This window comes from Brachybacterium halotolerans subsp. kimchii (genome assembly GCF_020792675.1).
GTDB classification, from domain to species: domain Bacteria; phylum Actinomycetota; class Actinomycetes; order Actinomycetales; family Dermabacteraceae; genus Brachybacterium; species Brachybacterium halotolerans.
This window is the reverse complement of record NZ_CP086254.1, coordinates 542,745-561,266: the sequence shown is the minus strand read 5'-3', so window position 1 is coordinate 561,266 and position 18,522 is coordinate 542,745. Positions and strand designations below refer to the sequence as shown.

Genomic DNA, 18,522 nt, shown 5'->3' with positions numbered 1-18,522 from the left:
GGCGGATCGGCGGACGCCGGGTGCGCCCTGTGTGTCCGCCGACCGCGCGCGGCGTCCTCACTCCTGGTTGCTGAACGCGGCGTCGAAGGCGGCGTCGGAGACCGGGTAGTCCAGGGACTTCAGATGCTCGATGGCCTCGGCGGCGCCGTGCAGGCGGTCCATGCCCGCGTCCTCCCACTCGACGGAGAGCGGTCCGTCGTAGCCGACGGACCGCAGTGCCCGCAGGCACGCGTCGAAGGGCACGTCGCCGCGCCCGAAGGAGACGAAGTCCCAGCCGCGGCGCGGGTCGCCCCAGGGCAGGTGGGAGGACAGGCGCGTGTTGCGCCCGGTGATGCGCACGCGCACGTCCTTGCAGTGGGCGTGGTAGATCCGGTCGCCGAAATCGGTGATGAAGGAGACCGGGTCGATCTGCTGCCACATCATGTGCGAGGGATCCCAGTTCAGTCCGAAGGACTCCCGGTGCCCGATCGCCTCGAGGGTGCGCTCGGTGGTCCAGTAGTCGTAGGCGATCTCGGAGGGGTGGACCTCGAGGGCGAAGCGCACGCCGCACTCCTCGAAGACGTCGAGGATCGGGTTCCAGCGCTCGGCGAAGTCCTCGTAGCCCTTCTCGATGACGTCCGCGCCGACAGGCGGGAACATCGCCACGTACTTCCAGATGCTGGATCCGGTGAAGCCCGTCACCGTGTTCGCGCCGAGCGCTCTCGCGAGCCGCGCGGCGTCCTTCATGTCCTCGGCGGCGCGCTGACGCACGCCCTCGGGGTCGCCGTCCCCCCACACGCGCGAGGGCACGATCCCCTGGTGGCGGAAATCGATCGGATCGTCGCAGACGGCCTGCCCCACGAGATGGTGGGAGATCGTCCAGACCTTCAGCCCGTAGCGGTCGAGGATCTCCTTGCGCTCGGCGATGTACCCCTCGTCGTCCCAGCGGGAGGCGTCGAGGTGCTCGCCGGAGATCGCGATCTCCAGGCCGTCGTAGCCCCAGCCGGAGGCGAGCCGCGCGACCTCCTCGAGCGTGAGGTCGACCCACTGGCCGGTGAACAGGGTGTGCGGCTGAGGCATGTCTGATGCTCCTTCGGATCGGACGGTGCGTTCTTCGGTGGATGGTGGGGCCGTGCTTCGGGCCGATGATGCTGGGGCGATGTCGGCCGTCGGGGATTCGCCGGCGGGGATCGGCCGGCGGGGATCAGCCGACGGGCGTGCTCGCCCCGTCGGCCGCGTCGGAGGCGATGACCGCGTCGAGCACGCGCTGGAGGGCGAGGCCCTCGGCGAAGTCGGGGGAGAAGGGCGCGCCGCCGGAGATCGCGCGCAGCAGGTCGTGCGCCTGGTTCGTGAAGGCGTTCTCCCATCCCAGCGCATGGCCCTGCGGCCACCAGCCCTCGAGGTAGGGGTGCTCGGGCTCGGTGACGAGGATGCGCGTGAAGCCCTGCTCGGCGACCGGGAGGGTCCGGTCCAGGAACCAGAGCTCGTTGAGCGCCTCGAGGTCGAAGCGCAGCGCACCGTCGGTCCCGTAGAGCTCCACGACCAGCTCGTTCTTGCGGCCCGTCGCGAGGCGGCTGGCCTCGATCGAGGCGATCGCCCCGCCCTCGAGCTCGAGGGTCGCCCACGCCGCGTCGTCGACCGTCACCGGCTCGAGAGCGCCGTCCTCCCCGGGCCTCTCGGGGACCGCGGTGGTGAGGCGCCCGCGCACCGAGGTCGCGCGCATCCCGGTGAGGAACTGGATCTGGTCGATCGCGTGGGAGCCGATGTCCCCGAGGGCACCCGACCCGGCGGTCTCACGGCGCAGCCGCCAGCTCATCGGGGCGCTCTCGTCGACCAGCCAGTCCTGCAGGTAGCTCGCGCGGGCCTGCAGGATCCTGCCCAGGCGCCCGTCCTCGACGAGACGTCGCGCCTGGGCAAGAGCCGGCACCCGGCGGTAGGTGTGGCCGAGCGCCGCGACCTGGCCGCGCTGCCGGGCGGCGTCGGCAGCGGCGACCATCCGCTCGGCCTCGCCGGTGTCGTTCGCGATGGGCTTCTCGCAGAGGACGTGCTTGCCGGCCTCGAGCGCGGCGATCGCGATCTCCGCGTGCAGGAAGCCCGGGGTGCAGATGTCGACGATGTCGACGTCGTCCCGCGAGATCGCGCGCCGCCAGTCGGTCTCGTACCCCTCCCAGTCCAGGCGGCGCGCCGCTTCGGAGACCTTCCGCTCGTCGCGCCCCACGATCACCCGGCGGGCGACCGGGGGGCCGTCGAAGGCGGCGCCCAGTGTGCGCCAGGCCTGCGAGTGGGCGCGCCCCATGAACTCGTAGCCGATCAGGGCGATGCCGAGCGGGCGCTCCCCGTCCGCTCGAGGATCCTGGTCAGGGGTGGTCATGCGTGCTCTCCTCCGCTGGTGCTCGCTGATGGTCGCTGGTGCCCGTCCGAGCGCTGCCGTGCGCCGCCCGGCTCGGCTCAGAGCGTTGCGGCGCTCGGGTCGAAGTCGGCGGGAAGCGGCTCGGGGACGACGGTCGTGGAGGCGACGGCGACGGGCTGCGCCGTGGCCACGGCCTCGTCGATCGACACCATCACGTCCAGCACGTGCGCGGCGAGCTCGCCGGTGAGGCGGTGGGGGACGCCCGCGCGGATTGCGCGCGCCATCTCGAGGGTGCCGAGCCCTCGCCCGGTGGCCGGGCCGCTCTCGGGCCGCGGCTTCCAGGTGTCTCCGCCCGCGCCCGCCTCCTCGCGCAGCGAGAGCATGCTCGCGCCCTCGAAGACGTTCGGGTCGGGTGCGGCGATCGTCCCGAGCGAGCCCGTGAGGTCGAGCTCGGCCGGGTAGGCGGCGCCGGAGTCGAAGGTGAGCATGACGGTCGCGGTGGTGCCGTTCTCGAAGGAGAGCAGAGCGCTGACCTGGGTGGGGACCTCGACGGGGAAGTCCTGGCCGGCCTTCGGGCCCGAGCCGATGGTGCGCGCCGGGACGGCCTGCGTGCCGACGGCCGTCACCGACGCGACGGGGCCCTGGGCGAGCACGAGCGAGGTGAGGTAGTAGGGGCCGATGTCGAACAGCGGGCCCGCGCCGAGCGCGAAGAGGAAGGCGGGGTTCGGGTGCCAGGACTCGGGGCCGGGCACGCGGAACAGGGCGAGGCCGAAGCGGGGCTCGCCGATCGCGCCGTCGGCGATCTGCCGCAGGGTCGACTGGATCCCGGCGCCGAGCACCGTGTCCGGGGCGCCGCCCACACGCAGCCCCTTCTGCTTCGCGCTCGTGAGCAGTGCGGCGGCGCTCTCCCTGTCCGTGGTCAGGGGCTTCTCGCTCCACACGTGCTTGCCGGCGGCGAGGATCTGCTCGGAGACCTCGAAGTGGGCGGCGGGGATCGTCAGGTTCACGACGATCTCGATCTCCGGATCGTCCAGGACGACGTCGGGCCCGCCGAAGGCGGGGACGCCGAACTCCTCGGCGCGCTGCGCGGCGGCCTCGGGGACGATGTCCCCGATCGCCCGCACGTCCAGGTCGGGGAAGGATCCCAGGTGCTCGAGGTACTGGGCGGAGATGGTGCCCGCTCCGATGATCCCGACTCCGACGCGTCCGGTTCCGCTCATGCTCGTTCTCTCCTCGGTTCTGCCGGCCGGTCGGCCGTGCTGATGGGTGGTGGGTGCTGCGGGTCCTGCGAGTGCGGCGGGGAGGGTCAGGGCCGCTGGTCGAGATGCGCGAGCGAGGCGGCGATGCCCTCGAAGATGTCGCCCGCATAGTCGTCGAACTCGATGACGCCCAGGTGCCCGGCCTCCTGCGAGGCGGCGATGATCGAGTCGACGTCGATCTCGCCGCGGCCCAGCGGCTGCTGGGCGTCCTTGCGCCCGTCGCGCGGGCCGTCCTTGAGGTGGACGGCGCGCACGCGGTCGCCGAGCGCGGCGAGCAGCGCGACGGGATCCGATCCGCCGACGGCCGCCCAGTACGTGTCGACCTCGAGCACGACGTCCGCTCCGAGCGCCTCGTCGAGGACCTCGAGGCCCGTGCGGCCCGCGAAGACGGGCTCGGCCTCGAAGCCGTGGTTGTGATAGCCGACGGCCACGCCCTCGGAGCGCCCGACCTCGGCCGCGGCGTCGAGCAGCTCGGCCGTGCGCCGGATGTCGGCCTCCTGCGTCCACAGCGCGGGATCGCGGTGCGGCTGGATGACGGTGCCGATGCCGAGCTCGGCGGCGGTCGCGAACAGCGCCCGCTGGTCCTCGGCGCCGAGGACATCGGCGTGCGTCGTCGGCGCGCTCAGGCCGAGTGCGCCGAGGTGCTCCCGCAGCATGTCCGCGTGCTCGGCGAGGCCGAAGGGCTCGACGCGGGTCAGGCCCAGGTCGCGAAGACACGCGAGGGTCCCGGCCGGATCGGCGGCGAGGGCCTCGCGCACGCTGTAGAGCTGGACGGAGATCTGCACGGGGGCTCCTTCGACGCGGTGCGGTGACGCGGCAGCAACCGGTTTCCTGTGCGCCGCGTCACCAGCCTACGAGGTCGAGGGGCATGCCACAACGACCGCCCGCGACGCGGTCCTCAGGCCTCGGGCGCGTCGTGCCCGGGGTCGCCGTCCGCGGGGCCCTCGCCGGTGGCGCCGTCGCCGTCGTCGTCGAGCCCCTGCAGGAACTTCTCGACCTCGGCGGCGATCTCCTCGGCATCGGGGACGTCGGTCTCGTCGAGCGCGCCCGAGATCCCCATGCGATCCACGTTCTCCTCGAGGGAGGAGACCATCTCCTGGAGCTGCGGGGACGCCTCGACCTGCTGGGCGATCGACTCGCGCACGGTCTCGGCCATCGGCTCGAGGGCGCCGGCCGGCAGCAGCGGCCCGCCCTCCTCGCCGACGGCGCGCAGCAGGGAGATCGCGGCATCCGGGTACTCGAGCTCGTGCAGGTACTGGGGGACCTGCACGGCGATCCCGACCACCGTATGACCCGCCTCGTGCAGACGCATCGTCAGCAGCGCCGTGAACGGGGCGCGCAGCCGGAAGGTCGCGGGCACGGGGTGCGGGCGGGAGATGTCGGCGCGATCGCCGGCGAAGCGGCTGACCTGCAGGGCGCGCGTATGGGGCACGGGCGCGGGGAAGCTCTGGGCGACCAGGGTGCGCTCGACGCCGAGCTGCTCGACGACGATCCGCAGGGACGAGGCGACCCGCTCCCACTGGAACGACGGCTCGGGCCCGGTGAGCAGGAAGAACGTCTCGCCGCTGGGGTCCGTGACCTCGTGCAGCAGGATCTCCGGCTTGTCGTACTCGGCGAACTCGTCGCGCTCGAGAGTGATCGAGGGCCGGCGCCCCGTGTAGTCGTGGACCTGGTCCATGTCGAGACGGCCCACGACCCTGTTCTCCAGGGTGTTCAGCAGGTGGTCGTCGACCAGCCGCTGGGCATGGCCGGCGTCGCCGAACGCACCCAGGGTGACCACGAGCGTGCGGCCGCGCAGCGCGCGCGAGTCGACATGGCGTTCGTAGCTGAACAGTGCTGTCGGGTCCATGGTGCGCCTCCTGGTCCTGCCGCTCGGTCGATGCCGGCGCGGTCGATGCGGATGTCCGGGTCAACGTCCTCGGCGGATCCCGTATTCCGGTCCCGCGGCCCGCGGGGTGTGAGACGGGAGTCATCGGGCCGACGGCGCCGCCTCGCGGCCGCCCACGAGCCGGATCGCGAGCGCGGCGACCGCCGCGAGCAGCGCGAAGGCCCAGAACGTGAGTCCGTACCCGCTCGCGCCGAGCGCGGCCAGGGCGAGCAGCGGACCGGTGAGGATCGCGCCCGCGCGACGCGAGTTCAGGTAGACGCCCGAGGCGAGGCCGGGCCGGTCGATCGCCTCCTGCATCCACGCCAGTCCGACGCCGGTGAGCGCCGCGATTCCCAGCGCATTGGGGATCTGCAGCGCCACGAGCGCCAGGGGAGAGGCGAGCAGCGGCACGAGCGCATAGTAGAGAGCGGCGAGAAGGGCGCCGGCGGCCAGGAGCGTCGTCGGCCGAACCGTGCGGGTGAGTCGGCCGAGCAGCAGCAGCGCGGGCGCCTCCAGCGCGGCGCAGACCCCGAGCGCGACGCCGGCCCAGACCGTGGCGAGGTGCAGGTGCTCGGTGACCAGCAGCGGCATCGCCGTGACGGATCCTGCGTTCCCCGCCTGCAGCGCGGTGATCGCGAGCACCACGACGACCAGCTCGAGACGTCGGCCCGGCCTCCGCGCCGCTGCGGCCCCCTCGTCGGCCCGCCCGTCGTCGGCGGACCCGCGCCCGGCCGGTCCGTGGCCGGGCCCCGTGCCGCCGGCCCGCCCCGTCACTCCCTCGCCCTCCGCGGGCTCCGTGCGCGCGGCGGCGCGCCGCAGGCTCGTCCGGATCGCGATGCTGAGGGCGAGCGACCCGAGAGCGACGGCGGCGATCAGCAGCAGCACCGCGCGATCCCCGAAGCCGGTCATCACGCCCGTGGCGAGCGGGGGACCGGCGACCCATGCCACCGAGAACACGGCGCGGGTGCGCACCACCTGCTCGGCGCTCGACCCCTCGGAGCGCTGCAGCGCGAAGAGCATCCCCGACCACACGCCGGCGGGCCCGGCGAGCACCACGAGCACGATGCCCGCCACGGTGAGGCTCGTGGTCGCGGCGAGGCTGAGCACGGTGGCGAGCGTGAGCGCGGCGCACAGGATCATCGGTCCCGCGTAGTCGCGCCGACGATCCGCCCACGCGGGGATCACGAGCGCTGCGAGGAAGCCGCTCGCGTTCATGATCGCGAGCACGAGGCCCACCTGTCCGGGATCCGCGCCGAACAGCGCGGAGAGCAGGAGTGCGATCACCGGGTTCAGCAGGGCGAGCTGCAGTCCGCCGACGAGGGCGGAGGCGGGGATCAGGCAGCGGCTCACACCGAGAACGATACGGAGCGCTCCGTCCGGGTCGAGGCCCGGCTGACAGGGGCACCGCCGCTGTCCCCGTCCGCGGTGCCCCGGTGGCCAGGACACCGCTCACCTGACCGATCCGGACCCCCTCGTGGCGCGCGAGCGCATACGGTAACCCCCGAGCGGTGCCCTCCGGGCGCCACGGACGAGGGGACGGGGAGGAGGCGATCTCGATGAGCTCGACGCTGAGCGATGTGGCACGGGAGGCAGGAGTCTCCAAGGGGACGGCCTCCAAGGCTCTCAACGGCCGGTCCGGAGTCTCCGCGGCCACGCGGGAGCGGGTGGTCGCCGCCGCGGAGGACCTCGGGTGGAAGCCGTCGTACGCCGCGCGGGCGCTCTCGCGCTCGGCGACCGGGGTGTTCGGTCTCGCGATCGCGCGCTCGAGCGAGACCGTGGGCGCGGAGAACTTCTTCATGGCGTTCGTCGCCGGGATGGAGGAGGAGCTTTCCCACAGCGACCGCGCGCTGCTCATGCAGATCGTGCCCGACGTGGGCGCCGAGGCGGCGCTGCTCGAGCGCTGGGCGGCCGAGCGGCGCGTGGACGGGATCGTGCTCATGGACGCGCGGGTGGACGACCCCCGGATCCCGGTCATCGCGGACGCGGGAGTGCCGACGGCGGCGATGGCCTGCGAGGACCTGGGGGCGGGCATCGCGATGCTGCTCGTGGACGAGGAGGAGCGGATGCGCACGATGCTCGAGCACCTCGCCTCCCGCGCCGGGGGCGGCCATGAGCGCATCGCCTACATCGCGGGCCCCCCTGAGTTCCTGCACGTGGCGCGCCGTCGTCGCGCCTTCGAGGAGATCTGCGCGACCCGCGGGATCGGGGCGAGCGTGCTCACCTCGGACTATCGGCGCGCGTCCGTCGCGCGCTGGGGTCGCGAGATCCTCGCCCTGCACGAGGACGAGGGCTGCCGCGCCGTCATCGTCGACAACGAGCTGCTGGCCGCGCAGCTGCTCGCGCAGCTCCGCGGGGCCGACCTCGCCGTGCCGCGCGATCTCGCGGTCACCGCGCTCGAGGACTCGATCCTGTGCACGGTCACCGATCCGCCGCTCACGGCTCTCGGCCGGGACGTGGGCGAGAACGGCAGGCAGCTCGCGCGCCTGCTCGTGGAGCTCGCCGAGCAGGGGCCGGCGGGCGTCGTGGTCGCGGATCCGGGAGCGGTCGTGGAGCGCGGAAGCAGCTGAGCGGATCCGCTGAGCGCCCGTGCGCTCGCGAGCGGTGGAACGCGCAGAGTCGCGCAGGTCACGGAAACCGGTTGCGATCGTTATTAGTTCGTGACCCCGGATTCGGTGCGGTGACCGACGGCACAGCCTAGATTCTGGAGCCATCGGATCAAGGCGGATCCGCGGCTCCAACGGCGGGGCCGATCCTTGAGAGGCCACGGTCACCATGTCCCACCTCGATTCATCCCAGCGCACCCTGTCCGGCTCCACCCGTCGCGGGTTCCTCGCCGCCTCCGGCGCGGCCGGCGGCGTCCTCGCCCTGGCCGCCTGCGGCGGCAAGAGCGGGGGAGGGTCCGGCGGCTCCGACGAGCTCGTCGGCGTCGGCAACAACGGCATGGCCGGCAAGGGCCGCAGCGGCGACGCCGCCGACCAGCTGTTCATCGCCGGCTTCCAGTGGAGCCCGCCCACGAACTTCAACACCTTCGCCGGAGCCCCGGCATGGCCCGCCTCCGGCAACGTCGCCCAGTACGTCTACGAGACCCTGCTGCGCTACGACATCGTCTCCGGTGATCTGAAGCCCGGCCTGGCGGCGAAGTACGAGGTCGACGGCACCTCCTCGATCACGCTCACGCTCCAGGACGGCATCACCTGGCACGACGGCACCGAGTTCACGACGGACGACGTCCTGTACACCTTCGAGCTCGGCAAGATCGACGAGAGCCTGGGCGTCGCCTCCTTCTGGGTCGAGGTGGACGAGATGACCGCCGACGGCAGCACGATCAGCATCGCGGTCAACAAGGACCGCAAGAACGTCGGCATGGTGCTCGCGACCCTCGCCCAGCAGTTCATCGTGCCCAAGGCCGTCTTCGAGAAGGCCGCGAAGGAGACCGGCAACAAGCTCGCCTCCTGGGAGACCAAGGAGTGCATGGGCACGGGCCCGTACACGCTCGAGAAGGCCGATCAGACCCAGATCATCCTCGCGCGCAACGAGAAGTACTGGGGCAAGGACTTCTACGGCGGCCTGCCTGCGCCGACGAAGGTCATCCACCCGATCTTCAAGTCCAACGAGGACGGCAACCTGAAGTTCCAGAACGGCGAGCTCGACGTGATGCAGCAGTTCATCCCACAGATCTCGAAGATGTGGGACTCCGGCAAGCCCGTCGGCACCTACCTCCAGGAGGAGCCCTACTTCGTGGCCGGCTCGATGCCGATGTTCCTCATCAACACCACGAAGGACGGCCTCAAGGATCCCGAGGTGCGCCGCGCCATGGCCTACGCCGTGGACTACGCCTCCATCGCCGAGACCGCCATGTCCGGCTACTCGCCCGACGTCGTCGCCTCGCTGATCCTGCCCGAGGGTGCCGAGTCGGAGTGGATCGACAAGGACAAGGCCAAGGCCGACGGCTGGAGCTACGACCCGAAGAAGGCCGAGCAGATCCTCACCGACGCCGGCTACGCGAAGGGCTCGGACGGCATCTACGCCAAGGACGGCGTGAAGCTGGGCCCCTGGAAGCTCATCACCCCGCAGGGCTGGACCGACTGGAACGCGGCGCTCGAGATCGTGGCCAAGAGCTTCACGGCCGTCGGCATCTCCGCGGCCACGAACTTCCCGCAGCAGGCGCAGGTGACGACGTCCATCCAGAACGGCGACTTCGACCTCGCCTGCTGGTACGTCGCCGGCGCGAACCCGGCCACGCCCTGGCAGCGCTTCAGCGACGTGATGAGCAACGTGGAGCTCGCCGACCTGGGCAAGACCGCCTATCGCAACTATGGACGCTGGGAGAACGACGAGGTCAACGACCTTCTCGAGGCCGCCGCCGCAGCCGCGGACGACGACACCAAGAAGAAGGCGCTGACGGCGCTCGACGACCTCTTCCGCAAGGAGGTCCCGGCGTTCCCGCTCATGTACCGGCCGGACGAGTTCTTCGAGTTCAACGCGAGCAACTGGTCGAACTGGCCCACCGAGAAGAACGACTACGCGCCGCCGATGTTCCGCGGCGCGGGCAACGAGTGGATCTTCAAGATCCAGAAGATCGGCGGCTGAGGCACCGCCGTGAAGCTCGGACGCTACATCGCACGCAAGACGATGTGGTACCTGGTCGCGCTGGTGGCAGCAGTGTCCCTGAACTTCCTGCTGCCCCGGCTCGTCCCGGGCAACCCCGTCGACGTCATCGTCTCCAACCTCACCCGCGGCGGCTCCATCACGGGTGAGCAGCAGAAGCAGATCTACGACAGCTTCGTCACCGAGTTCGGTCTGGACCAGCCCCTGTGGCAGCAGTTCCTCACCTACCTCGGCAAGGTGTTCAGCGGCGATCTGGGCACGTCCTTCGGCTCGTACCCGACCTCGGTGAACACGCTGATCGGCGACGCCCTGCCGTGGTCGATCGCCGTGCAGCTGCCCGCGATCATCATCGGCTGGCTGCTGGGCAACCTGGTCGGCGCCGTCGCGGCCTTCCGGGGCGGCAACTGGGACCGCAGCGTGTTCACCTCCTCGCTGTTCCTCTCGGCCATGCCGTACTACTGCCTGTCGATCCTGCTGCTCTACGGCCTCGCCGTGGTCGCGGGCGTGTTCCCCGTGGGCGGCGCGTACTCGCTCGGAGAGACGCCCTCGCTCAGTCCGTCGTTCCTCATGGACGCGCTCAGCTACTACTGGCTGCCGTTCCTCTCGCTCGTGGTCGTCTTCATCGGCGGCCAGGCGGTGGGCATGCGCTCGATGGCGATCTACGAGCTGGGCGGGGACTACGTGAACTACGCCCGAGCGATGGGCATCGGCGACAACAAGATCACCCAGTACATCTTCCGCAACGCGATGCTCCCGCAGATCACGGGCCTCGCCCTGTCGATCGGCACGCTCGTGGGCGGCGCCCTGATCACCGAGCTGGTGTTCAACTACCCGGGCGTCGGGACGCTGCTGTTCACGGCGATCTCCAACAATGACTACCCGGTGATCCAGGCGATCACCCTGATCATCACGGTGGCCGTGCTGGTGGCGAACTTCTGCGTCGAGATCGTCTACGGCATCGTCGACCCGCGCATCCGCGCGGCGGCCACAGGGGAGAAGTGACATGTCCGCACCGAACGCTCCCCTCACCGACGAGAAGGCCGCGCCGCGGTCCAATCCGTTCCGCAGCATCAACCTCTCCACCCGGTTCTGGGTCGCCCTGGTCCTCGTGGCCTTCGTGGTGGTCCTGGGCATGGCCGGGTGGGTCTACCCGACGGGGCCGGGCGAGAAGGTCGGGTCCCTCTACGACCCGCCCGGCAACGGTCTGCTCTTCGGCACCGACAACTTCGGGCACGACGTGGTCTCGGTGCTCATGGCGGGAACCCGGACCTCGCTGATCATCGGACTGGTCGCCGGCATCGTCGCGACCACGATCGGCGTGGCCATCGGGCTGATCTCCGGCTTCGTGGGCGGCTGGCTCGAGGAGCTCCTGATGGGCGTCACCAACGTGGTGCTCGCGATCCCGTCGATCATCGTGCTGATCCTGATCTCGATCTCGCTGCCCCAGAGCACCATCTGGTCGCTCGCGATCGTCATCGGCATCACCTCGTGGCCCTGGACGGCGCGCGCCGTGCGCGCGCAGGCCAGCAGCGTCGCGACCCGTGAGCACATCGACGTGGCCCGGCTGTCCGGTTCACGACTGCCCTCGATCCTGCTGCGGGATGTGCTGCCCTACATCCTGTCGTACACGGTGATGGCCTTCGTGCTGCAGGTCTCCGGCGCGATCCTCGCCGAGGCCGCGCTGTCGATGCTGGGGCTCGGCCCGTCGGGCGCGAACTCCTTGGGCACCCAGCTGCACTGGGCGCTGGCCTTCCAGGCCGTCGCGAGCGGCGCCTGGTGGGCGTTCCTGCCGCCGACCATCATCCTCACCCTCGTGTCCTTCGGCTTCCTGCTGCTGCAGGCGAGCCTGGACGAGGTCTTCAACCCGCGTCTGCGCCGCGGCAAGCGCCGGCAGATGAAGCAGGCCGCCGCCCGCCGCGCGGCGGACGCGCGTGCGCTCGCAGCCTCCCGCAGCGAGCAGGACGACGACGCACAGGACCCCGAGGGCGCGGCGGTCCCGGCCGCCGGCCGCGGCATCCAGGAAGGAGGCGTCGCATGAGCGTCGCCGCACCGGCCCCCGAGACCCCCTCCCGCCACGAGGGGATCCTCGCCCGCGCCATCGACGTCACCGCCGTCTACGGCGGCGGCGAGAAGGACTTCACCGCCGTGGACGCCGTCTCCCTCGAGCTGGGGGAGGGGCAGATCCTCGGGCTCGCGGGCGAGTCCGGCTGCGGGAAGACCACGCTCGGCAACTCGCTCGCGATGATCGCGACCCCGCCGCTGTACGTCCTCGGCGGACGACTCGAGATCGACGGGCAGGACATCGACCTCACCACCGTTCACGGCGCGGCCGACGTCAAGCGCCAGCGCCCGTACCGCGGCGGCACCGTCTCGATGCTCCCGCAGGGCGCGATGAACGCCATCAGCCCGACGGTGAGGATCCGCTCCCTCGTGCACGACGTGATGCGCGCGCACGACCACTCGGTCACCAAGGACCAGGCGCTCGACCTCGCACGCGACAGGCTGAAGATGCTCGAGCTGCCCGTGCGAGTGCTCGACTCCTACGCCCACCAGCTCTCCGGCGGCATGAAGCAGCGCGTGATCACCGTGATCTCGACCCTGCTGAACCCGCGCCTGCTGATCGCCGACGAGCCGACCTCCGCGCTCGACGTCTCCAGCCAGCGCATGCTCGTGGAGATGCTGCTCGCGATGGTCGAGGAGGGCATCATGTCCGGCGTCGTCTTCGTGACGCACGACCTCCCGGTGCTCTCCCAGGTCTCCGACAGGCTCGCGATCATGAACGCCGGCAGGATCGTCGAGACCGGGCCGACGGAGCAGCTTGTCCACGACCCGCAGCACCCCTACACGAAGAAGCTGCTCTCCTCGGTGCTCGACCCCACCGAGGAGACCCGGCAGCGCGGGCAGGCCAGGGCGCGCGGGTCCGCGCCGTCGACCGCTGCGACCCCGAGCCCCGCGCCGTCCCCGACCCCCGAGCGAGAGGCGTGAGCGCCATGGAGCAGATCACGACGGCCGAAGCCGCCGGCGACCGGACCGATGACATGTTCAGCCACAGCGTGGTGACGGGGGAGGCCGTGCTGGCCTGCGAGAACGTCACCAAGGAGTTCAGCGTGGCGGGCGGGAAGGTCGTCGCGGTCGACGACGTCTCCTTGCAGTTCCCCGCCGGCAGCGTGCTCGCGGTGGTGGGGGAGTCCGGGTCGGGCAAGTCGACGCTCGCCCGGATGCTGCTGCGGCTGATGCCCGTCACCTCGGGCACGATCACCTTCCGCGACCAGGACGTCACGCGACTGCACGGCCGTCACCTGCGCGGGTACTGGCGCGAGGTGCAGGCGGTGTTCCAGGACCCGTTCGCCTCCTTCAACCAGTTCTTCACCGTCGGCTCGCTGCTGCGGCGCAGCCTGCACCTGGCGGAGGTCCCCAAGGACGAGGCCGACGACCTCATCGAGCAGTGCCTGGGCTATGTCGACCTCACGCCCGACCAGGCGATGGGCAAGTTCCCGCACCAGCTCTCCGGCGGGCAGCGCCAGCGCGTGATGATCGCCCGCGCGCTGATGATGAAGCCCACCGTGCTGCTGGCCGACGAGGCGACGAGCATGCTCGACGCGACCCTGCGCGTGAACGTCCTCAACGTCCTGCACGACCTCAAGCACGACCTCGGGCTCACGGTCCTGTTCATCACCCACGACATCGGCCAGGCCTGCTACCTCGCGGACCGCGTCGCGGTGATGGAGCACGGCCGGGTCGTCGAACGCGGCACGACGGAGGAGGTCATCTTCGACCCCCACGGCGACTACACCAAGCGACTGCTCGCGGACGTCCCCGACCTCAAGGGCAGCCTCAAGCGCAGCGCCTGAGGACCTGCGGCCGGGCGCGGCGCCGGACCGCACGCCGGCTCGAGTGGGAGCATCGGAGCATGTCGGATCGGGGCGGGAACGGCGCGAGCATCATCTGGGACCTCGGCGGCACGCTTCTGGACACCTACCCGGACGTCGACCGCGCTCTGGCCCGTGCGGCATTCCGTGACCGTACGGAGGTCTCACCGCGGCAGATCGCCGAGGTCGCCCAGCTCACCCGGGTCTCGAGCGCCCACGCGCTCGATGTGCTCAGTGCCCGCCACGGCGTCCCGCGCCAGGTGCTGCAGACGGCATATGGCCAGGTCGCCGTGCAGTGGCGGGAGCATCCCCCGCCCGCCATGGCCGGCGCCCGAGAGGTCATGGACGCCGTGCGGGCGGACGGGGGCGTGAATCTCGTGGCGACGCATCGCGACGCGGCCGGCGCGCGCATGCTTCTCGACGCGGCAGGACTCGAGGTCGAGGACCTCGTCTGCGCGCCCGACGGCTTCGCGCGCAAGCCCGACCCGCAGATGCTGCGGGTGCTCATCGCGCGTCACCGCCCTGATCCCGCCCGGGTGCTCGCTGTGGGCGACCTGCCGGTCGACGTCGACGCCGCCCGCGCCGCCGGTGTCCCCGTGGTCCTGCTCGAGACCCCGGGCATCCGCCAGCCGATGAGCACCGCCCCGAGGATCACCCGTCTCGTCCAGCTCCTCGACATGCCGCCGCTGAGCGCACGCCGATAGGCTGGGCGAGGCGCCCGCGTCGGGCGTCGGACCGGGGGAGAGGAGTCGCACCGTGGGCGCGATCAAACCATGGCACCTCATCGCCCTCGTCGTCTTCGTGATCCTGCCCCTGCTGGTGATCGCGGCGGTCGTCGCCCTCGTCCTCGTCTTGATGAGACGTTCCCGCTCCGGGCCGTCGGCCGCGCCGCAGGCTTCGTGGTCGCCTCCGCGGCAGGGGAGTACGGCCCCTGCACCCGGTGCCGCGTCGGAGGACCCCCGGGCGATCGTCGATCGGCGCCTGGCCCTCGGTGAGATCGGCCCCGAGGAGCACGCGCGACTCCGTCGGATCCTCGACGCCGAGAACGGAAGGAATCCATGACCGCGAACTCCGAGATCGATCACCTGACCTGGGACACGCTGCGCCTCGAGGACGTCGAGCAGCTGTGCTCGCTGATGAACGCCATCGGCGAGGCCGACGGCACCGGCGAGACCATCTCCCTCGCGTCGACGCGCGAGTTCCTCGGGACGCCGGGCACGGATCTGGACCGCGAGTCGATCGCGGTGCGCGAGGGCGACCGCCTGATCGCCTACGGCTGCGTCGACGTCGCCGCGCAGCCCGATCGCGAGGGGCGTGCGCGCTGCCGTCTGCCGGGAGGAGTGCACCCGTCCCACCGCGGCCGGGGGATCGGCGGCCGGATCCTCGACGCCCAGCAGGAGATCGCCGAGCGCCTGGCGGCGGCCGAGCACCCCGGCCGGGCCGGTCACATGCACGTCGGCGGAGGGCTCGAGGGAGCGGATGTGCGCCCGCTGCTCACCGCGCGCGGCTTCGCGCCCGTGCGCTCCTTCCTGGAGATGCTGCGCGAGCTGCCGGGGGAGCAGGTGGCCCCCTCGCCGTCGATCGCGGGCGTCGATCTGCGCACTCCCGGTGACGCGGACGCCGACTCCGTGCACGCCGCGCACGTGGCCGCTTTCGCCGACCACTGGGGCTCGGCGCCCTCGTCCCCGCAGCGCTGGGCGCACATGTGGAGCGCCTCGACCCGTCGTCCCGAGTTCTCCTCGCTCGCAGTGGACGGAGAGGGGCGCGTCCTCGCCTACGTGATGACCGACGTGTGGGAGGACCGCCGTCTCTACATCGCGCTGGTCGGCACCCGGCCCGAGGCCCGCGGGCGGGGAATCGGCACCGCCGTGCTCGCCCGCACCCTGCGCCTCGCGGCGGCGTCGGGGGAGTTCGACGACGTCCAGCTCGAGGTCGACGGCGCGAGCCTCACCGGGGCAGGGCGGCTCTACGAGCGTCTCGGCTTCACTCGGGACAAAGAATTCACGCTGTACAGTAGAGATCTGCAGAAAGAGGCTGTGTAGATGGCGATCATCCACAGGGCGCAGCTGACGCCCTCGAAGACCGAGATCCTGCGCGACCTGCTGGCCTCCCTCGGCTGGCTCGAGGGCGAGGACCTCACGGTGATCGGGGCCTATCGATTTGATGATCCTGCAGGTCAGGTGGGTATCGAGTGTCATCTGGTGCGCACGGGGGAGACGGTCTACCATCTGCCGCTCACGTACCGCAGCGCGCCGATCGACACCTTCGGGGACGATGGCGAGGCCGCCGAGCCGGTCGCGACCATGGAGCACTCGGTGCTCGGTACGCGCTTCGTCTTCGACGCCCTCGACGACGAGGTCGCGCTCGACGCGTTCTGGCGCGCGCTGTGCGGCGAGCAGCAGCAGGCGGAGCTCGATGTGTACGAGGGTGACCGGCTCGTGGAGCATCGCGCCCAGTCCGTCGATCTGCGACTGGAGATCGATGCGGGCGCGCAGGTGCCGCGGCTCGGGCAGCTCGAGGACGACGGTGCGTCGTTCACGATCGCGCAGAGCATCGGCGGGCTCGACGGCGCCGTCCGTCTGGTCGCCGACTGGGGAGAGGGCGGCGGGGTGATCGCCGCGTACGACGGGGACTGAGCAGCGAACGTCCGTCGCGGCTCTTCCGGTCTACTTTACATAACGTGCATTATCGGCGTTACGCACGACGCTCGCCACGTAGGCTCTTCCGCACGCCCGCGCATGGGAACCCACCGCAAAACCCTCAGACGCAGACCCCGCACACGCAGAACCCGCAGACCTCGACGAGGAGACTCCGCATGCTGTTCGGCCCGACCGACCCGAAGCACCTGCACCTGATGTCCTTCAACATCCGCATGGCGTCCGACGACACGCGTCCGGGCGACAGCGACCACTGGCCGGACCGTGCGCCGCTGCTGGACGCCCTGCTGCGCACCGAGCAGCCCACGCTCCTGGGCGTCCAGGAAGGGACGTTCCCTCAGCTGCCCGTGATCCAGCGCGCGCTGCCCGGCCATCGGATGGTCGGCTCCGGACGCGAGGGCGGGAGCGCCGGCGAGCACGCGGCGATCTTCTTCGATGCGGAGCGCCTGCGCCTCGAGGCCTGGGACCAGCTGTGGCTCTCGGACACGCCGCGCCTCGTCGGCTCGCGCACCTGGGGCAACCAGGTCACTCGGATCCTCACCTGGGCGCGCTTCCGCGATGCCAACACTGGAACCGTGTTCGTGCACGTCAACACGCATTTCGACCACGAGGTGGAGGAGGCGCGCGTGCGCAGCGCGGGGCTCCTCGCGGGCCTCATGACGAGCCCGGAGCTCGCCGAGCTGCCGATCCTGGTGACGGGGGACTTCAACTCCCCCGCGCTCTCCCCTGCCTGGCAGACGCTCGTCGCCCTGGGCCCGCTCGTCGACCTCTGGGAGTCCGCCGACCGCCGGGTCACGCCCGCCTGGGGATCCTTCCCCGACTACGGGCCTCCGGTCGAGGGCGCCGAGCGCATCGACTGGATGCTCGCCTCCCCGGACGTCCACGCGGAGAAGATCGGCATCGGCGCGGTCCCCGCCGGGCGCCCCGCGCCCTCGGACCATGCGCCCCTGCACGCACTGATCCGCCTGGGCTGAGCCTCGCGGCGGCCCGGGCGGATCAGGGTCGGACGCCCGTCGGGCGCCCGGAGCGGCGATCGGGTCAGATCCCGCGCGGCGCGTAGTCCTTGTCGGAGACGAACGAGGTGAACGCGCTCTCCGAGCCCTGGAAGACGCTCGAGTCGCCCGCGAAGGGCGCGGAGTCGGAGAACTGCCACATGTCCCAGTCCCACCAGCGTCCGGGCAGGTTCGTCGGCTTCTTCGAGCTGTAGTACGCGATCTGCATCGGCGTGTGCGCGGGCGCGAAGTCCCCGACGTACTTGTCCCACCAGTTGGCGTTGGTGTAGATCATCGGCCGACGGCCCACGGCGCTCCTGTATGCCGAGATGAAGCCGGAGATCCACGTCTGCAGCTCCTTCTGGCTGAGCCCGAAGTTCGCGGGCACGCCGGAGACGGACTCGAGATCGAGCATGCCCGGCAGCGTCCGACCATCGGCCGACCAGCCTCCCCCGCCGTTCAGGAAGGCGTCGACCTGCTTCTCCGGACCGCCGGAGTCAGGGCGCGCGAAGTGGTAGGCGCCGCGGATGATCCCGGCCTTCGTCGCTGAGCTGTACTGCTGGCTGAAGGTGCTCGAGTGCCAGGTGTTGCCCTCGGTCGCCTTGATGAGGGCGTAGCGCGAGCCCTTGGACATCTGCGCCTTCCAGTCGATGCTGCCCTGGTAGGTGGAGACGTCCTGGCCGGGGATGCCGGCGGGGATCGAGGCGGCGAGCGCCGGGGCGGTCGCGAGTCCGCCAACGGTCAGGGCGGAGACGCCGACCGCTCCCCCGCGCAGCAGGGCGCGGCGGGAGGCGGGGTGTCGGGAGTCGGAGGACGGGAGGGAACGGGAGGGGCCTGTGGCGCCGGCGGCACGCGCGTGCCGGGGAAGGTAGCGGGTCACGGGGATGCTCCTGTGGTGGGGGAAGTCGCGACTGCGGAGCGAGCCGCGCCCGGCCACCGTA

18 protein-coding genes are annotated in these 18,522 nt (G+C 71.3%); 11 read left to right on the top strand and 7 right to left on the bottom strand.

Annotated features, from left to right (window positions below):
- Positions 1-57: 57 nt before the first annotated feature.
- From Bra3105_RS02555 to Bra3105_RS02530, 6 genes are all read right to left on the bottom strand, one after another.
- Positions 58-1,059 (bottom strand): sugar phosphate isomerase/epimerase family protein, encoded by a 1,002-nt coding sequence (locus tag Bra3105_RS02555; RefSeq protein WP_228358485.1) that lies wholly within the window; start codon positions 1,057-1,059, stop codon positions 58-60.
- Between the two features lie 124 nt (positions 1,060-1,183).
- Entirely contained in the window at positions 1,184-2,350 is a 1,167-nt protein-coding gene (locus Bra3105_RS02550) for a Gfo/Idh/MocA family protein (protein ID WP_228358484.1), read from the bottom strand.
- Positions 2,351-2,427: 77 nt separating this feature from the next.
- A complete protein-coding gene (locus Bra3105_RS02545) occupies positions 2,428-3,549 on the bottom strand; it encodes a Gfo/Idh/MocA family protein (protein WP_228358483.1) in 1,122 nt (373 codons plus the stop codon).
- Between the two features lie 86 nt (positions 3,550-3,635).
- A complete protein-coding gene (locus tag Bra3105_RS02540) occupies positions 3,636-4,373 on the bottom strand; it encodes a sugar phosphate isomerase/epimerase family protein (protein ID WP_228358482.1) in 738 nt (245 codons plus the stop codon).
- A gap of 113 nt (positions 4,374-4,486) precedes the next feature.
- The gene (locus tag Bra3105_RS02535; protein WP_228358481.1) at positions 4,487-5,437 is read right to left on the bottom strand and encodes a PAC2 family protein; all 951 of its coding nucleotides are present in this window, start codon (positions 5,435-5,437) and stop codon (positions 4,487-4,489) included.
- Positions 5,438-5,557: 120 nt separating this feature from the next.
- Positions 5,558-6,805: an MFS transporter gene (locus Bra3105_RS02530; RefSeq protein WP_228358480.1), complete on the bottom strand. Its 1,248-nt coding sequence runs from the start codon at positions 6,803-6,805 to the stop codon at positions 5,558-5,560.
- A 206-nt stretch (positions 6,806-7,011) separates the two neighbouring features.
- Between Bra3105_RS02530 and Bra3105_RS02525 the strand changes: the two genes are divergently transcribed.
- From Bra3105_RS02525 to Bra3105_RS02475, 11 genes are all read left to right on the top strand, one after another.
- Positions 7,012-8,022, top strand: coding sequence for a LacI family DNA-binding transcriptional regulator (locus Bra3105_RS02525; RefSeq protein ID WP_228358479.1), 1,011 nt, complete (start codon positions 7,012-7,014; stop codon positions 8,020-8,022).
- Between the two features lie 205 nt (positions 8,023-8,227).
- Positions 8,228-10,045 carry an ABC transporter substrate-binding protein gene (locus Bra3105_RS02520; protein WP_200500668.1) on the top strand — a complete coding sequence of 606 codons (1,818 nt, stop codon included), beginning with the start codon at positions 8,228-8,230 and terminating at the stop codon, positions 10,043-10,045.
- Positions 10,046-10,054: 9 nt separating this feature from the next.
- The gene (locus Bra3105_RS02515) at positions 10,055-11,065 is read left to right on the top strand and encodes an ABC transporter permease (RefSeq protein ID WP_200500669.1); all 1,011 of its coding nucleotides are present in this window, start codon (positions 10,055-10,057) and stop codon (positions 11,063-11,065) included.
- A gap of 1 nt (position 11,066) precedes the next feature.
- Positions 11,067-12,101: an ABC transporter permease gene (locus Bra3105_RS02510; protein WP_200500670.1), complete on the top strand. Its 1,035-nt coding sequence runs from the start codon at positions 11,067-11,069 to the stop codon at positions 12,099-12,101.
- A complete protein-coding gene (locus tag Bra3105_RS02505) occupies positions 12,098-13,048 on the top strand; it encodes an ATP-binding cassette domain-containing protein (protein ID WP_228358478.1) in 951 nt (316 codons plus the stop codon). The genes Bra3105_RS02510 and Bra3105_RS02505 overlap by 4 nt, the downstream gene beginning before the upstream one ends.
- 5 nt (positions 13,049-13,053) lie before the next feature.
- A complete protein-coding gene (locus Bra3105_RS02500) occupies positions 13,054-13,914 on the top strand; it encodes an ABC transporter ATP-binding protein (protein WP_228358477.1) in 861 nt (286 codons plus the stop codon).
- Positions 13,915-13,973: 59 nt separating this feature from the next.
- Entirely contained in the window at positions 13,974-14,636 is a 663-nt protein-coding gene (locus Bra3105_RS02495) for an HAD-IA family hydrolase (RefSeq protein ID WP_228358476.1), read from the top strand.
- Positions 14,637-14,688: 52 nt separating this feature from the next.
- Positions 14,689-14,994 carry a hypothetical protein gene (locus Bra3105_RS02490; protein WP_228358475.1) on the top strand — a complete coding sequence of 102 codons (306 nt, stop codon included), beginning with the start codon at positions 14,689-14,691 and terminating at the stop codon, positions 14,992-14,994.
- Positions 14,991-15,974, top strand: a complete 984-nt coding sequence (locus tag Bra3105_RS02485) for a GNAT family N-acetyltransferase (RefSeq protein WP_228358474.1) — start codon at positions 14,991-14,993, stop codon at positions 15,972-15,974. Before Bra3105_RS02490 ends, Bra3105_RS02485 begins: the two co-directional genes overlap by 4 nt.
- Entirely contained in the window at positions 15,975-16,568 is a 594-nt protein-coding gene (locus tag Bra3105_RS02480; protein WP_228358473.1) for a maltokinase N-terminal cap-like domain-containing protein, read from the top strand.
- 179 nt (positions 16,569-16,747) lie between these two features.
- Positions 16,748-17,563: an endonuclease/exonuclease/phosphatase family protein gene (locus Bra3105_RS02475; protein ID WP_228358472.1), complete on the top strand. Its 816-nt coding sequence runs from the start codon at positions 16,748-16,750 to the stop codon at positions 17,561-17,563.
- Between the two features lie 64 nt (positions 17,564-17,627).
- Here Bra3105_RS02475 and Bra3105_RS02470 read toward each other — a convergent pair whose 3' ends face one another.
- Entirely contained in the window at positions 17,628-18,461 is an 834-nt protein-coding gene (locus Bra3105_RS02470) for a GH25 family lysozyme (RefSeq protein ID WP_228358471.1), read from the bottom strand.
- Positions 18,462-18,522: the final 61 nt, after the last annotated feature.

What these genes read in the sequence shown, in the direction of transcription:
- Bra3105_RS02555 (WP_228358485.1), bottom strand. Translation starts at nt 1,059, where the DNA reads ATGCCTCAGCCGCACACCCTGTTCACCGGCCAGTGGGTCGACCTCACG.
- Bra3105_RS02550 (WP_228358484.1), bottom strand. Translation starts at nt 2,350, where the DNA reads ATGACCACCCCTGACCAGGATCCTCGAGCGGACGGGGAGCGCCCGCTC.
- Bra3105_RS02545 (WP_228358483.1), bottom strand. Translation starts at nt 3,549, where the DNA reads ATGAGCGGAACCGGACGCGTCGGAGTCGGGATCATCGGAGCGGGCACC.
- Bra3105_RS02535 (WP_228358481.1), bottom strand. Translation starts at nt 5,437, where the DNA reads ATGGACCCGACAGCACTGTTCAGCTACGAACGCCATGTCGACTCGCGC.
- Bra3105_RS02525 (WP_228358479.1), top strand. Translation starts at nt 7,012, where the DNA reads ATGAGCTCGACGCTGAGCGATGTGGCACGGGAGGCAGGAGTCTCCAAG.
- Bra3105_RS02520 (WP_200500668.1), top strand. Translation starts at nt 8,228, where the DNA reads ATGTCCCACCTCGATTCATCCCAGCGCACCCTGTCCGGCTCCACCCGT.
- Bra3105_RS02510 (WP_200500670.1), top strand. Translation starts at nt 11,067, where the DNA reads ATGTCCGCACCGAACGCTCCCCTCACCGACGAGAAGGCCGCGCCGCGG.
- Bra3105_RS02505 (WP_228358478.1), top strand. Translation starts at nt 12,098, where the DNA reads ATGAGCGTCGCCGCACCGGCCCCCGAGACCCCCTCCCGCCACGAGGGG.
- Bra3105_RS02500 (WP_228358477.1), top strand. Translation starts at nt 13,054, where the DNA reads ATGGAGCAGATCACGACGGCCGAAGCCGCCGGCGACCGGACCGATGAC.
- Bra3105_RS02495 (WP_228358476.1), top strand. Translation starts at nt 13,974, where the DNA reads ATGTCGGATCGGGGCGGGAACGGCGCGAGCATCATCTGGGACCTCGGC.
- Bra3105_RS02485 (WP_228358474.1), top strand. Translation starts at nt 14,991, where the DNA reads ATGACCGCGAACTCCGAGATCGATCACCTGACCTGGGACACGCTGCGC.
- Bra3105_RS02480 (WP_228358473.1), top strand. Translation starts at nt 15,975, where the DNA reads ATGGCGATCATCCACAGGGCGCAGCTGACGCCCTCGAAGACCGAGATC.
- Bra3105_RS02475 (WP_228358472.1), top strand. Translation starts at nt 16,748, where the DNA reads ATGCTGTTCGGCCCGACCGACCCGAAGCACCTGCACCTGATGTCCTTC.